Here is a 12847-nt window from a genome sequence, read left to right on the forward strand (position 1 = left end):
ACTGGAAGCCGCATGTCCGCAGCTGAGGGCGGAACCCCCGTCGCACGCCCCTCGCAATCCTCCGGCATCAACCCGCGTGGAAGCCTGCTGGTCGCCCTGAAGGGCCTGTGGCCCTATCTGTGGCCGCAGGACCGCGCCGACCTGCGCGCCCGCGTGCTCTGGGGCCTGCTGCTGCTGGTGCTCGCCAAGATCGCCACCATGGTCACGCCCTTCCTGTTCAAATGGGCGACCGACGCGGTGGCCCAGGGCGAGGGCGCGCACATCTCCACCGATGCGATCAGCCTGCTGGTCGCCGCGCCGCTGATGCTGACGCTGGCCTACGGCTTCTCGCGCATCGTCATGGCCGGGCTGACCCAGCTGCGCGACGGCCTGTTCGCCAAGGTGGCGATGCACGCGGTGCGCCGGCTGGCGCTTGAGACCTTCCAGCACATGCACGCGCTGTCGCTGCGCTTCCATCTGGAGCGCAAGACCGGCGGCCTGACGCGTATTCTCGAACGCTCGCGCGAGGGTATCGAGACCATCGTGCGGATGCTGGTGCTGCATCTGGGCCCGACCATCCTGGAATTCGCCATGGTGATCGGCGTGCTGTTCTGGCAGTTCGACTGGCGCTACGTGGCGGCCACCGTCGCCATGATCCTCGGCTACACCTTCTTCACCTTCCTGATGACCGAGCACCGGATGGGCATCCGGGCGGCGATGAACGAGAGCGATACCGACGCCAACGCCAAGGCAGTCGACAGCCTGCTGAACTACGAGACGGTGAAGTATTTCGGCGCCGAGAAGTGGGAAGCGGACCGCTACGACCGCTCCATGGGCCGCTATGAGCGCGCCTCCGTGCACACCCACACCTCGCTGGCCTGGCTCAATGCCGGGCAGGCGGCGATCTTCACGCTGGGCCTGACCGCGACCATGGCGCTGTGCGTGTTCGACATCCGCGCCGGGCGGCAGTCGGTTGGTTCCTTCGTCATGGTCAACGCCATGATGGTCCAGCTCTACCAGCCGCTGAACTTCCTCGGCATGATCTATCGCGAGATCAAGCAGTCGCTGATCGACATCGAGGCGATGTTCACCATCCTCGCCCGCTCGCCCGAGGTGAGGGACACCGCGCAGGCCCGCCCGCTGGAGCTTAAGGGCGGCACGGTGCGCTTCGAGGATGTGCGCTTCTCCTACGATCCCGACCGCGAAATCCTCAAGGGCGTCTCCTTCGAGGTGCCCGCCGGGCGCACGGTGGCCATTGTCGGCCCCTCCGGCGCCGGCAAGTCGACCATCTCGCGGCTGCTGTTCCGTTTCTACGACCTCAATGAGGGCCGCATCACCATTGACGGGCAGGATCTGCGCGAGGTCACGCAGGACAGCCTGCGCGCGGCCATCGGCATGGTCCCGCAGGACACGGTGCTGTTCAACGACACGCTGGGCTACAACATCCGCTACGGCCGCGCCGGCGCCTCCGACGAGGAGGTGGCGCGCGCCGCCGAGCTTGCCCAGATCGACGGCTTCGTGCGGCGCACGCCCAAAGGCTACGCCACCGAGGTCGGCGAGCGCGGCCTCAAGCTCTCCGGCGGCGAGAAGCAGCGCGTCGCCATCGCCCGCACCATCCTGAAGAACCCGCCGATCCTCATCCTCGACGAGGCGACCTCGGCGCTCGACAGCCACACCGAGCGCGAGATCCAGGACGCGCTGGAGCGCGTCTCGCGCGGGCGCACCACGCTGGTGATCGCGCACCGGCTCTCCACGGTGGTTTCGGCCGACGAGATCATCGTGCTGGAGCGCGGGCGCATCGCCGAGCGCGGCACCCATGCGGCGCTGATGCTGCGCCGGGGCCTTTACCACTCCATGTGGGAACGCCAGCGCGAGGCCGAGCGTGCCCGCGAGACGCTCAAGGCCGCCGGCGAGGTGGAGGAGCCCGCCACCGACGACGCGGCGGCCTGACCCCTTGCGCGCATGACGCTGCGGCGAGCCGGCATTTGACGGGCGGGCCGGCTGGCCCTACCTGTCGCGGAACTCCTGTCGGCGGCACCCTCGCGAAAGGCCACCTGATGTCCGTGCTCGATTCCATCCGCAGCGGCCTCGTGCCGGTCCATCGGGAAGGCTATCCGTTCCTCCTGATCGGCGCCTCGGTCTCGGCCGTGCTGCTGTGGCTCGTTCCCCCGCTCGGCTGGATCGCCGTGCTGATCACCGTCTGGATCGCCTATTTCTTCCGCGACCCCGAGCGGGTGACGCCGGTGCGCGAGGGGCTGGTGGTGTCGCCGGCGGACGGGCGCGTCTGCCTCGTCGGCCCCGCCGTGCCGCCCGCCGAACTGGGGCTGGGCGACGCCCCGCTGCCGCGCGTGTGCATCTTCATGAACGTCTTCGACGTGCACGTGAACCGCGCCCCGCTCGCCGGTCAGGTGAGCCGCATCGCCTACCGGCCTGGCAAGTTCCTCAGCGCCGATCTCGACAAGGCGAGCGACGACAATGAGCGCAGCGGCATGGTGCTGGAGACCGCCGTCGGTCGCTTCGGCGTGGTGCAGATCGCCGGCCTCGTCGCCCGCCGCATCGTCAGCTTCGTGCGCGAGGGCGACAGCGTGGCGCCGGGCGAACGCTTCGGCCTGATCCGCTTCGGCTCGCGTGTCGACGTCTACATGCCGGCCGGCACGCGTCCGGCCGTGTCGGAGGGCCAGCGGGCCATTGCCGGCGAGACGGTGTTGGCCGATCTTGCCGCGCAGGGACCCGAGCCCACCTATCGGGTCGATTGAACAAACGCCGGAGCGAGCGCGAGAGATGGCCGACCTGTTCCCTCCCTTCGATCCTGACGCCGAGCAGGACACGCCCGAGCCGCGTCGCCGCCGCTTCCAGGCGGTGCCGATGCGGGTGCTGCTGCCCAATCTGGTGACGCTGCTGGCGCTGTGCGCCGGCCTCACCGGCATTCGCATGGCCATAGAGGGGCGGCTGGAGCTGGCGCTCGGCGCCATCGTGCTGGCGGCGGTGCTCGACGGGCTCGACGGCCGGCTCGCCCGCCTGCTGCAGGGCACCTCGCGCTTCGGCGCCGAGCTGGACAGCCTCTCCGACTTCGTGTGCTTCGGCGTGGCCCCCGGCCTCGTGCTGTACATGTGGGGCCTCGAGACGCTGGGCTCGGTGGGCTGGATCGCCGCGCTCGCCTTCGCGATCTGCGCGGCGCTGCGCCTCGCGCGCTTCAACGTGATGCTGGAAGACCCCAACAAGCCGCCCTTCGCCTCGGACTTCTTCACCGGCGTTCCGGCGCCGGCGGGGGCGATCTGCGTGCTGCTGCCGGTCTATCTGGAACTGATCGGCCTGCCGCGCCTCGTGGCCTCGCCGGCGGTGGCGGCCGCCTACTGTCTCGCCGTGGCGCTGCTGATGGTCTCGAAGGTGCCGGCCTTCTCGGGCAAGCGGCTCGGCGCGCGGGTGCCGCGCGACAAGGTGATGCCGCTCTTCATCTGCGTGGTGCTGTTCGTCGCCGTTCTGGTGACGTGGCCGTGGACGGTGCTGTCGGTGATCTGCATCGGCTATCTCGCCGCGCTGCCCTTCTCGGCGATGCGGCACGCGCAGCTTTCACGCGCCTATGAGGCCCGCCTCGCGGCCGGCGCGAGCGTAGACGCCGTTCCCGCCGGCGCCGCTAAGGACGCGCCGGACGGACGCTCAAGCCACCTCAACTGAAGACGCATGCGGCCAAGCCGCGAGGCCGGGTGTCCGGCCTCGGATGTGCTGGGGGTAAAAGCCTCAGCGGGGGCGGCGGGCCATGGCCTCGACGCGCGCGGTGAGCGAGGCGCCCGGAAAGGCGATGCGCAGCAGGCGCAACGCCTCCGCGTCCGAACCCGGCCGCGCCAGATCGAGGTGCTGGGACATCATTTGGGCCACCGAGGCGGGCTCGCGCCGCGCATAGGCGACGCGCCCGGCTTCGCTCTCGCGCACCTTGGCGGAGGACGGGGTACTCACTGTCACGCTCGCTGTTTGCAGCATCACAATAGCCTCCGATCGCCAGAGCGAATCAATCAGCTTTCCTCATGCACAGGATGAGGCGCCCGGTCCGGCAACGCACGAACTATTTTCGAGTTCCCGCGGATGTGAATGCCGGTGTGGCGAAGTTCTCACAGTCGCATGGTTGCCGGTATCCGAGACAATACGAAGACAAGCGGCAGATATTTCGAATGTGAGACAGTTTTTGCGCCGTCGCACGGCGCGTCGCCGGCAGCGAATAAGTGATTATCGGTATTTGGTGGTATCAAATCTGCGAAATGACTGGATTGGTCCAGTCATTCGCGAGGTCCGGCTCTCAGGAGCGGGTCAGCGTGACCTTGGCGCCATCGCCGGTGGCGACGCCGTCATACTGGCCGGCGGCCGCCGGCTGGAGCCGCGCCGTGACCTTGCCGAGATGATTCTGGAGCACGATTTCGTTGCCCCACACATCCCAGCCCTTGGTCATGAAGATGTCGTTCGGGCAGTCGACGTCGGCATTGGCGGCAAAGCCGGTCATGCCGCGATCGGTCGACAGCGTGACTTTGCACTTCTTCTGGCCGTCGTCCCAGCCATAGGTCCAGGTGCCGGCGAGCTGCGTGCGGGCTGCACCCGGCTCGGCATAGGCGACGCCGCCCGGCGCGGTGGCCGGCGGCGGCGACAGCGCCACGGCCGAGGCGGTGGTGGCGCGCGGCGTGACGGCGGCGGCGGCGCTCGACGCGTTGGCGCCGTAGCCCGGCTCGCCCGGCGCGGCGACGGGAGAACTCTCGATCGAACCGGAAGGGGCGGGGGTGATCTGGCTGGTCTCGACCGGGGAGGAAGACGAACCGCCGAAGCCGTCCAGAACGGTGCTGCAACCGCCCAGAAGGACGGCGGCGGCGGTCGTGGCGACGGCAACGGAAAGCTTCATCGGCCCTGCACTCCTCGTCCGGGCGGAACCGGTTCCGGACGTTTATCCATTCGTATCACGCGTACGGCGCCCTGGGGCCGTCGACAAGACCCTGTTTCCCCAAGGATCGTGGCATCAGCATGACCCCGGGGGAATGGCGGCTCCGTTCGCCGAGATTGCTTCAGCCATGGTCAACAGGACCTTAACGCATCGGGTCCGGGCGCGCACCTGCCACCCCCGGATGCTACCTCCGGACCCGTTCGGGCGGCCCGGACCGCGCTTATATCCGGCGTATTGGACACGAAGGCCGTTCAATTCTCGCCGGAACTGCTCTATGTGCGGCGCAGCGAGAGGAGCTGCGCCATGTATCAGATGCTGGATCCTGCCACCCTGCGTGTCCTTGTCACCGGAGCCACTTCCGGTATCGGTGCCGCCACCGCCCGGCGCTTCGCGCTGGCGGGTGCCCATGTCGTCGGCACCGGACGCCGCGCCGACCGCCTGATCGGCCTGCGCGACGAACTCGGCGCCCGCTTCCATCCGCTCGAGGTCGATGTGCGCGACAATGACGCGCTGGTCGCCGCGCTGGCGGGGCTGCCGGAGGCCTTCGCCCCCTTCAACGTGGTGTTCGCCAATGCCGGCTTGGCGCTCGGTCTCGAACCGGCGCAGGCCGCCAGCCTCGACGACTGGGACGACATGGTCGAGACCAACATCAAGGGCCTGCTGTACACGGTGCGCGCGACGCTGCCGGCCATGGTCGAGCGCAAGGAGGGCCATGTGGTCTTCACCGGCTCGGTGGCCGGCGACTATCCCTATCCCGGCGGCAACACCTACGGCGCCACCAAGGCCTTCGTGAAGCAGTTCGCGCTGAACCTGATCGCCGACGTGGCCGGCACCGGCGTGCGCGTGACCAATATCGAGCCGGGCATGGTCGAGACCGAGTTCTCGCTGGTGCGCTTCCATGGCGACGCCACGAAGTCGCAGGGCGTCTATGCCGGGACCGATGCGATGACGGCCGAGGACATCGCCGAGCAGGTGTTCTTCGCCACGACGCTGCCCCGTCGGGTCAACATCAACCGCATCCAGGCCTTCGCGAGCTGCCAGAGCTTCTCGCCCTTCAAGGTCACGCGGGGCTGAGCCTCCGGGCCGGGCCTCACAGAAATACGGCGCCGCCGAAGGCGGCGCCGGCGACCACCGCCCAGGCCGGCACGCGCCACAGCACCAGCGCGAGATAGGCGAGCAGCGCCAGCGCGAAGCTGCGGCCCGACGTGACGCTCGACGTCACCACCGGGTCCCAGAAGGCGGCGCCGAGCAGGCCGACCACGGCGGCATTGACCCCAGCCATCGCGTCGCGCACCCGTCGGTCGGCGGCAAGGCGGGACCAGAAGCGCAGCGCGGCATAGACCAGCAGCGCCGACGGAAGGAAGGCGCCGACCAGCGCGACGGCGCCGCCCAGAGCGCCGTTCGGCGGTCCCGGCATCATCGCCCCGACATAGGCGGCGAAGCTGAACAGCGGGCCGGGCACCGCCTGCGCGGCGCCATAGCCGGCGAGAAACACCTCCTGCGTCAGCCCGCCGGGCCGCACCAGCTCGGCCTCGATCAGCGGCAGCACCACATGGCCACCGCCGAACACCAGCGCGCCGGCGCGGTAGAGCGTGTCGAACAGCGCGACGCCGGGATCGCCGCTCGCCCGCGCCAGAACCGGCAGGCCGACCAGCAGCGCGGCGAACAGCGCGAGGGCGGCCAGCGAGGCGATGCGCCCCGGCAGGTGATGACCGGCCGGCTCGTGCACCGGCGCGGTGTCGAGCCGGATGAAGGCGAGCCCCGCCAGCGCGCCGCCGGCGATCACGCCGATCTGCCCGAAGGCGCCGGGCGCCAATGCCGCCGCGGCGGCGGCGAGGAGGGCGAGGCTGCGGCGCGTCCGGTCCGGGCACAGGTTCTTCGCCATGCCCAGCACCGCGTCGGCGACGATCGCGGCGGCCGCGACCTTGAGCCCGGCGAGCCAGCCCCCGCCAATGCCGGTGGCGTCGGCCTGCATCACGCCATAGGCGACGGCGAGCATGATCAGCGCCGAGGGGAGGGTGAAGGCGAGCCATGCCGCCGCCATGCCGGCGGGGCCGGCGCGCATCAGCCCGATCGCCATGCCGACCTGGCTGGAGGCGGGGCCCGGCAGGAACTGGCACAGCGCGACCAGATTGGCGTAGGTCTCCTCGCTGAGCCAGCGCCGGCGGCGCACCAGATCCTCGCGGAAATAGCCGAGATGCGCGACCGGCCCGCCGAACGAGGTGACGCCGAGGCGCAGGAAGGCGAGGAACACCTCGCGCGAGGTTCCGGCGTGGGCGGTTGTGGGGGAGGGATGCGGTTCGCTCATGGCGCGAGCGTTAGCTCACGCTCCGGCACGATGCATGTGAAATTTCGATGACGGGCGAATGCCGGACGGCGGGGCCCCCGAAGCCGGCGGATGCGAGGCTAGCGGCGCCGGGATCCGCGTTCGCGCAGCAGCGTTTCCAGATAGGCGCGGTCCTCGTCCAGCTGCTTGCGGTTCACCCCGTCCACCGTGCGGGTGCCGCCCGGCCCGACCTGCTTGTCATAGGCCGCGCTCACATAGGCGAGCATCGCCAGCGCGCCCTCTATGTCACCGGCGTTCTTCAGCGGCGTCACCAGTCGGTAGAGGCTGATGCCGCGCGCGTCGAAGGCCTCCACGAACTGGCGGGCATCCTCGATGCGCAGCGGCTTCCAGTTCTCGGGATCGCCCTCCTAGTCGGCCTTGGCGACGACGTTGCGCAGCGCCTCGGCCAGATCGGGGTCGTAGGTGAAGGGTGAGACCGGCTTTACGGCGTCGAGCAATGCCCGGTTGGCCTTGAGCCAGCCCTGCAGCGCCGCCCGCCGCAGAATGTCCTCGTCCTCGACCATGGCGACGGCGGCAGCCTTGCAGAAGAAGTACATGCGGAACGCGTGCTCGTCGCCCTTGACCGTCTCGCGCTCGCAGCGCTGGCGGATGTCCCGGCTCGATGGCTTGCCGGAGGCGTCCTTGACGAACAGCATGTCCGCCTGAAGACCGGCGAGGCTATGGACGAGAAGGATGGGGTAGGCGGCATAACCGCCGCCGTTCTTCCAGTCCGCCACGAGCCAGAGCGGCTCGGGCAGCGGCGGGGCGAGGGCGATGTGCAGCGGCACCCTGGGTCCCGGTGGTGGACCGTTCGTCGCGTCGGCAAGCGATATGCGCCCGCCATTGCGCCAGATCGACACGCGCTGGAGGGCGGTGTCGGGGTCGGTGCTGAAATGGAGCGTGAACTGCGAGGGATCGGCCGTCGCGCCCTGCGCGGCCGCCGGGCGCTCGGGCGCCAATACGAAGATGGCGGCCAGAGCGGCGGCGGCGAGGAACCGTTGGCAGAGGTGCGTTCTCATAGCTTCAGCCCGACCAGAAGCATCACATAGACGGCGAGCGAGGAGGCGAGATCGGAGAAGAAGGCGCGGTTCACCGCCGCGTTCTCCCAGTGATCCGGCGCGAAAAGGAAGGCGCCGATCAGGCTGGAGAGCAGCGCCAGGGTCGACACCACGACGAGCACGCCGAACAGGATCCGCGTATGCGTGTTGCTGACCAGCAGGCTCGCGGTCAGGGCCGCCAGCAGGGGCAGCAGGATCTGCCGCAGCAGGTTGAGCGTTCCGGTGGAGTTCTCGGCGAAGGAGGTCACCGTGCCGAGGACCCATTCGTTCTCCAGTTCCCAGGCGCGGGGGTTGACCTGGGTGACGCCGTAGACGGTCCAGCCGATGATCGGCACGCAATAGGCGAGCAGCATGATCGTCGCGACGATCTGCCGGAAGGCCTGCACGGGCGCGTCCGGGTCCGCCGGTTGTGTCCGTCTCGGCAGCCGCGCCATGTCCCTGGATCCCCCACAAGCCCAACGAACGACGGTACAATCGTTAGTGCATAACGATTATATCTGCAATCCAAGATTGTTGAACGAGTCGGGCGAAACCCTGCCGGGCGCTGGCGGCCGCCCGGCATGTCCGCGAATCCGTCGGGAAGGTCTCAGGCGGCGGCGACCACCGAGGGCATGGCCAGCGCCGCGCGCAGCATGTCGGCGAGCCGGCGCGCCGCCGAGGAGGCGGCGGGGGCCAGCAGCAGCGCGATCTCGATATCGGGCAGCGGCGGCAGGCCGTCGGCCGGGCCGAGCCGGCGCCATTCGGCCGGTGCCGCGCATTCCGGCAGGGCGGTGATGCACAGGCCGGTCTCGATCGCGGCGTGGATGCCGCCCTGCGAGGAGGAGGTGCAGGCGACGCGCCAGCTCAGCCCGGCCTTGTCGAGCGTCGCCGAGATGTGCGGGCGCACCCGGCAGCCGGTGGGGAACAGCGCCAGCGGCAGCGGGGCGTTGCGCTCCGGCCGGTGGCCGCGTGCCGCCAGCCAGAGCAGCTTCTCGCGCTTGATCAGCTCGCCGGTCGGGCGGGACAGGTCGCGGGTCAGCAGGGCGACGTCGATATGCCCGCGCTCGACCTCGGGCTCGATGTTCTTGGACAGGTCCGAGCGGATCGAGATCTCGACGCGCGGATAGGCGGCGGCGAAGCGGGCGATGGTGGGGGTGAAATAGGCGTCGACATAATCGTCGGGCATGCCGAGCCGCACGCTGCCCTCGGGCGTGCCGCCCTTGAGGTCGGCCAGCGCCTCGCTTTCATAGGCGAGCAGCCGGCGGGCATGGGCGACCAGCCGCTCCCCCGTCTCGGTGAGCGAGATGCCCCGGCGCGAGCGCTCCAGCAGCCGCACGCCGAGACTGTCCTCAAGCTGGGCGATGCGCGCCGAGACGGCCGACTGCGTGCGTCCCACGCGTTCGGCGGCGGCGGTGAAGCCGCCCGTGTCGACGATGGCGATCAGCATGCCGAGGGATTCGGTATCGAGATGACGCATCGCGGCCTCCGGCCCGTTGGGAGGTGGATCGCGGCGCCATCCGGCGCCCGGATCTTCATATCAGAATTGTCAATGCAACGACAAAATAAATTCGCTTTTGCGATGCCAGATCCCGCGATAGACACGCATTCGGAGCGCTCGCCCGCTGTGGCGTCCGCTCCCATCTCCCGTTGCAACGTCGCTTCCGTCGAGTCCGGCAATGTCTCCGCCTCCCGCCGCCCTGGCGGCCCCCGCGCTGTGCGCGCTTCCCGATTCCCTCCCGGCCGGCTCGCACCCGGCGACGGATGCCGAGGCGCAGCGGCGCCGGCAGGCCTTCTTCGCCGTCGTGCTGGCGGCGATGTGCATCGGCTTCTCGCCGATCCTGGTCCGCGTGGCCGATGCCGGGCCGGCGGCGATCGGCTTCTGGCGGCTGTTCTTCGCGCTCGGTCCGACTCTGGTGTGGGCCTATGCCGAACATCGCTCGGCGCAGCGCAGCGCCGGTGCCGGCCGACCGGCGCCCCGGCTCACCCGGCGCCAATTCCTGCTGGCGGCGCTGGCGGGGCTGTTCTTCGGCGCCGACCTCATCGTCTTCCACAAGGGGCTCGCCCAGACCAGCACGGCCAATGCGGTGCTGCTCGGCAATCTCGCCGTGGTGTTCGTCTTCGTGTTCGGCTGGCTGATCCTGCGCGAACGCCCCACGCGCGGGCTGATGATCGCGCTGGCGATGGCGCTGTCGGGCACGCTCGTCATCATCGCCAGCAGCGCGCTGCACACGAACGGCACCGGCGCCCATCCGGTCGGCGTGTTCGGCGACCTGCTCTGCGTCGTGGCGGCGCTGTTCTATGCCGGCTACATGCTGACGACGCGCGCCGTGCGCCGCGCGGCTACCGCCGAAGCGGTGCCGCTGGGCGGCGGCATGGCGTCGCTGATCGCCTCCAGCACGGGCGCCGCGCTCTGCCTCGGCTGGGCGGTGGCGACCGGCGAGACGCTGCTGCCGCAGAGCCTGAAGGGGCTCCTCGCGGTGATCGGCCTCGGCATCCTCGCCCATGCGGCGGGGCAGGGGCTCGCCACCTTCGCGCTGGGCCGGTTGCCGGCGGGCCTGATCTCGGTGGTGCTGCTGCTTCAGATCGTCGTCGGGGTGGCGCTGGCGGCGCTGCTGTTCGGCGAGATTCCGTCGCTGGCGGTCTTCGTCGGCGGGCTGCTGGTGGTCGCCGGCGTCGCCACCGCCCGGCCGAACTGAGCCGGGCCGCCGCGCCACGCGCCGTCTCGCCTCTTGCAGAGCGGGGACGGTAGGTCTACCTGCCTCTGGACAGCTTGAGGAGCGCAGACGATGCAGCCCAATCCGTTCGGCGGCGTGATCGAACATCTCTCGGTCGAGGATGTGAAGGCCGGGCTCGAAGCCGGGACCATTCTTCTGGTGGATGTGCGCGAGCCGAACGAGACGGCGGCCGAGCGCATTCCCGGCGCGGTCGACTTTCCGCTCTCCACCTTCGACGCGCACGCGCTGCCCGATCCGGGCGAGAAGACGCTGGTGTTTTCGTGCCGCTCCGGCCAGCGCTCGCAGAAGGCCGCCGCCGCCGCGCAGGCGGCCGGCATCGACCTTCACCGGCACATGGCCGGCGGCATCCTCGCCTGGAAGGACGCCGGGTTCGATACCGACAAGGGCTGAGCCGGGCCCGGGGGCGGGGGCAATCCGTCCTCGTCAGGCGGTGAGGTGGCGCACCACGTCGCGCGTCGCCTCGATCAGCCGCTCGACCTGTTCCTCGCCGGTCGCGGGCGAGGCCAGCATCATGTCGTGGAAGGGCGAGATCAGAACCCCGCGCACCAGCAATGCGAGATGGATCGCCGCTTCCAGCGCCGGGTAATGCGCGCCCTTGGCCTGCTTTCCGTCGGTGAGCGGGGCGGGCGCGCGCACCACCTCGACCCGCGCGCCGCAGCGGGCGACGTGCCAGGGCAGGCCGGCGGCCGCCAGCACCTGCGACAGTCCCGCCTCCATCCGGTCGGCGAGGCGGTTCATGTCGGCGTAGGCGTCGTCGGTGGCGACCTTCTCCAGCGTGGCGCGCAGCGCCGCGAGCTGGAGCGGGCTGCCCGACAGCGTGGTGCCGAGGCCGGAATGGCCGTCGGGCCGGCCGCGCCGGGCGGCGCCGAAGCGCGCGGCGGCTTCCTCGCTCATGCCCCAGACGGCGGCCGGCACCCCGCCGGCGATGGCCTTGCCGACAACGAAGATGTCCGGCTGAAGTCCGAAGGCGCCGGTGTAGCCGCCCGGCCCGGTGGAAAGGGTGTGGGTCTCGTCGATCAGCAGCAGCGTTCCGTGCCGGCGGGTGATTTCGCGCAGCCCCTCATGGAAGCCGGGCTGCGGCAGCACCATGGCGCAGTTGGTCATCACCGGCTCGGCGATGACGCAGGCGACCGTGTGGTCGGCCAGCGCCGTCTCCACCGCGTCGAGGTCGTTGAACGGCACCACGCGGGTCAGCACGGTGAGGTCGCGCGGCTCGCCGATCAGCGCCGGACGGTTGCGCACCCGCCCGTCCGGGCCGATCTCGACGAACACCTCGTCCACCGCGCCGTGATAGGCGCCGTCGAAGACGAGGATGCGCGGGCGCCCGGTCGCCGCGCGGGCGGCGCGCAGGGCGAAGCGGTTGGCGTCGGTGGCGGTGGTGGCGATCTGCCAGAAGGGCAGGCCGAAGCGGGCGGCGAGCAGGTCGCCGACGGCGGCGGCATCCGGGCTCGGCAGCATGGTGGCGAGGCCCCGGCGCGCCTGCGCCACCAGCGCCTCCGCCACCGGGGCGGGGCCGTGGCCGAACAGGGAGGCGGTGTCGCCGAGGCAGAAATCGTCATAGCCATGGCCGTCGACGTCGAGGAGCCGCGCGCCATGCGCCTCGCGGATGACCAGCGGCACCGGCGTCGACCAGTCGACCATCCAGTGCATCGGCACGCCGTCGAGCAGATGCGCGGCGGCGCCGGCGGCGGCGCGGGTGTTGGGCCTTGTGCCGAGATAAAGCGCCTCGGCCTCCGCGCGGAGCGCGGCGGTGCGCGCCGGGCTTACGCCCGGCCCTTCGGCGATCGACGTCACGGCGTTCATCGCGGCCGGCCCGTATTGCTTGCCTTCACCCGCATCTAAGCACGAT

The 12847-nt window shown here is 70.3% G+C and carries 14 protein-coding genes; 6 read left to right on the forward strand and 8 right to left on the reverse strand.

Annotated elements, in window-relative coordinates; all coding sequences use genetic code 11:
• Nucleotides 1-12: 12 nt before the first annotated feature.
• From GBB76_RS01350 to pssA, 3 genes are all read left to right on the forward strand, one after another.
• Nucleotides 13-1929, forward strand: a complete 1917-nt coding sequence (locus GBB76_RS01350) for an ABC transporter ATP-binding protein/permease (RefSeq protein ID WP_152301624.1) — start codon at nt 13-15, stop codon at nt 1927-1929.
• Nucleotides 1930-2036: 107 nt separating this feature from the next.
• Complete coding sequence (locus tag GBB76_RS01355; RefSeq protein ID WP_152301625.1) at nt 2037-2735, forward strand: phosphatidylserine decarboxylase; 699 nt, start codon at nt 2037-2039, stop codon at nt 2733-2735.
• Between the two features lie 25 nt (nt 2736-2760).
• The gene (pssA, locus tag GBB76_RS01360) at nt 2761-3654 is read left to right on the forward strand and encodes a CDP-diacylglycerol--serine O-phosphatidyltransferase (protein WP_152301626.1); all 894 of its coding nucleotides are present in this window, start codon (nt 2761-2763) and stop codon (nt 3652-3654) included.
• A 63-nt stretch (nt 3655-3717) separates the two neighbouring features.
• On the opposite strand, the gene GBB76_RS01365 is transcribed toward pssA, so the two are convergent.
• On the reverse strand, nt 3718-3957 hold the full coding sequence (locus GBB76_RS01365; protein ID WP_152301627.1) for a transferase: 240 nt from the start codon (nt 3955-3957) through the stop codon (nt 3718-3720).
• Nucleotides 3958-4270: 313 nt separating this feature from the next.
• Nucleotides 4271-4861, reverse strand: coding sequence for a protease inhibitor Inh/omp19 family protein (locus GBB76_RS01370; protein WP_152301628.1), 591 nt, complete (start codon nt 4859-4861; stop codon nt 4271-4273).
• A 342-nt stretch (nt 4862-5203) separates the two neighbouring features.
• Between GBB76_RS01370 and GBB76_RS01375 the strand changes: the two genes are divergently transcribed.
• Entirely contained in the window at nt 5204-5974 is a 771-nt protein-coding gene (locus GBB76_RS01375) for an SDR family NAD(P)-dependent oxidoreductase (RefSeq protein ID WP_152301629.1), read from the forward strand.
• Nucleotides 5975-5990: 16 nt separating this feature from the next.
• Here GBB76_RS01375 and chrA read toward each other — a convergent pair whose 3' ends face one another.
• From chrA to GBB76_RS01400, 5 genes are all read right to left on the reverse strand, one after another.
• Nucleotides 5991-7208, reverse strand: coding sequence for a chromate efflux transporter (gene chrA / locus GBB76_RS01380; RefSeq protein WP_202911145.1), 1218 nt, complete (start codon nt 7206-7208; stop codon nt 5991-5993).
• A 98-nt stretch (nt 7209-7306) separates the two neighbouring features.
• Complete coding sequence (locus tag GBB76_RS01385; protein ID WP_152301630.1) at nt 7307-7540, reverse strand: hypothetical protein; 234 nt, start codon at nt 7538-7540, stop codon at nt 7307-7309.
• Nucleotides 7541-7594: 54 nt separating this feature from the next.
• Nucleotides 7595-8245, reverse strand: a complete 651-nt coding sequence (locus GBB76_RS01390; protein WP_152301631.1) for a hypothetical protein — start codon at nt 8243-8245, stop codon at nt 7595-7597.
• Nucleotides 8242-8670: a hypothetical protein gene (locus GBB76_RS01395; protein ID WP_152301632.1), complete on the reverse strand. Its 429-nt coding sequence runs from the start codon at nt 8668-8670 to the stop codon at nt 8242-8244. The genes GBB76_RS01390 and GBB76_RS01395 overlap by 4 nt, the downstream gene beginning before the upstream one ends.
• 200 nt (nt 8671-8870) lie before the next feature.
• A complete protein-coding gene (locus GBB76_RS01400; RefSeq protein WP_152301633.1) occupies nt 8871-9740 on the reverse strand; it encodes a LysR substrate-binding domain-containing protein in 870 nt (289 codons plus the stop codon).
• 199 nt (nt 9741-9939) lie between these two features.
• Here GBB76_RS01400 and GBB76_RS01405 point away from each other — a divergent pair, with 199 nt between their 5' ends.
• Entirely contained in the window at nt 9940-10959 is a 1020-nt protein-coding gene (locus GBB76_RS01405) for a DMT family transporter (protein WP_152301634.1), read from the forward strand.
• 90 nt (nt 10960-11049) lie between these two features.
• The gene (locus GBB76_RS01410) at nt 11050-11388 is read left to right on the forward strand and encodes a rhodanese-like domain-containing protein (RefSeq protein WP_152301635.1); all 339 of its coding nucleotides are present in this window, start codon (nt 11050-11052) and stop codon (nt 11386-11388) included.
• Between the two features lie 33 nt (nt 11389-11421).
• Here GBB76_RS01410 and GBB76_RS01415 read toward each other — a convergent pair whose 3' ends face one another.
• Nucleotides 11422-12801, reverse strand: coding sequence for a transaminase (locus GBB76_RS01415; RefSeq protein WP_152301636.1), 1380 nt, complete (start codon nt 12799-12801; stop codon nt 11422-11424).
• Nucleotides 12802-12847: the final 46 nt, after the last annotated feature.

This window comes from Ancylobacter sp. TS-1 (assembly GCF_009223885.1).
Classification (GTDB): domain Bacteria; phylum Pseudomonadota; class Alphaproteobacteria; order Rhizobiales; family Xanthobacteraceae; genus Ancylobacter.

Bases quoted from the DNA above. Each gene is read 5' to 3' on its own strand.
- GBB76_RS01410 (WP_152301635.1), top strand. From the start codon at position 11,050: ATGCAGCCCAATCCGTTCGGCGGCGTGATCGAACATCTCTCGGTCGAG.
- GBB76_RS01400 (WP_152301633.1), bottom strand. From the start codon at position 9,740: ATGCGTCATCTCGATACCGAATCCCTCGGCATGCTGATCGCCATCGTC.
- pssA (WP_152301626.1), top strand. From the start codon at position 2,761: ATGGCCGACCTGTTCCCTCCCTTCGATCCTGACGCCGAGCAGGACACG.
- GBB76_RS01375 (WP_152301629.1), top strand. From the start codon at position 5,204: ATGTATCAGATGCTGGATCCTGCCACCCTGCGTGTCCTTGTCACCGGA.
- GBB76_RS01365 (WP_152301627.1), bottom strand. From the start codon at position 3,957: ATGCTGCAAACAGCGAGCGTGACAGTGAGTACCCCGTCCTCCGCCAAG.
- chrA (WP_202911145.1), bottom strand. From the start codon at position 7,208: ATGAGCGAACCGCATCCCTCCCCCACAACCGCCCACGCCGGAACCTCG.
- GBB76_RS01390 (WP_152301631.1), bottom strand. From the start codon at position 8,245: ATGAGAACGCACCTCTGCCAACGGTTCCTCGCCGCCGCCGCTCTGGCC.
- GBB76_RS01355 (WP_152301625.1), top strand. From the start codon at position 2,037: ATGTCCGTGCTCGATTCCATCCGCAGCGGCCTCGTGCCGGTCCATCGG.
- GBB76_RS01415 (WP_152301636.1), bottom strand. From the start codon at position 12,801: ATGAACGCCGTGACGTCGATCGCCGAAGGGCCGGGCGTAAGCCCGGCG.
- GBB76_RS01350 (WP_152301624.1), top strand. From the start codon at position 13: ATGTCCGCAGCTGAGGGCGGAACCCCCGTCGCACGCCCCTCGCAATCC.
- GBB76_RS01405 (WP_152301634.1), top strand. From the start codon at position 9,940: ATGTCTCCGCCTCCCGCCGCCCTGGCGGCCCCCGCGCTGTGCGCGCTT.
- GBB76_RS01370 (WP_152301628.1), bottom strand. From the start codon at position 4,861: ATGAAGCTTTCCGTTGCCGTCGCCACGACCGCCGCCGCCGTCCTTCTG.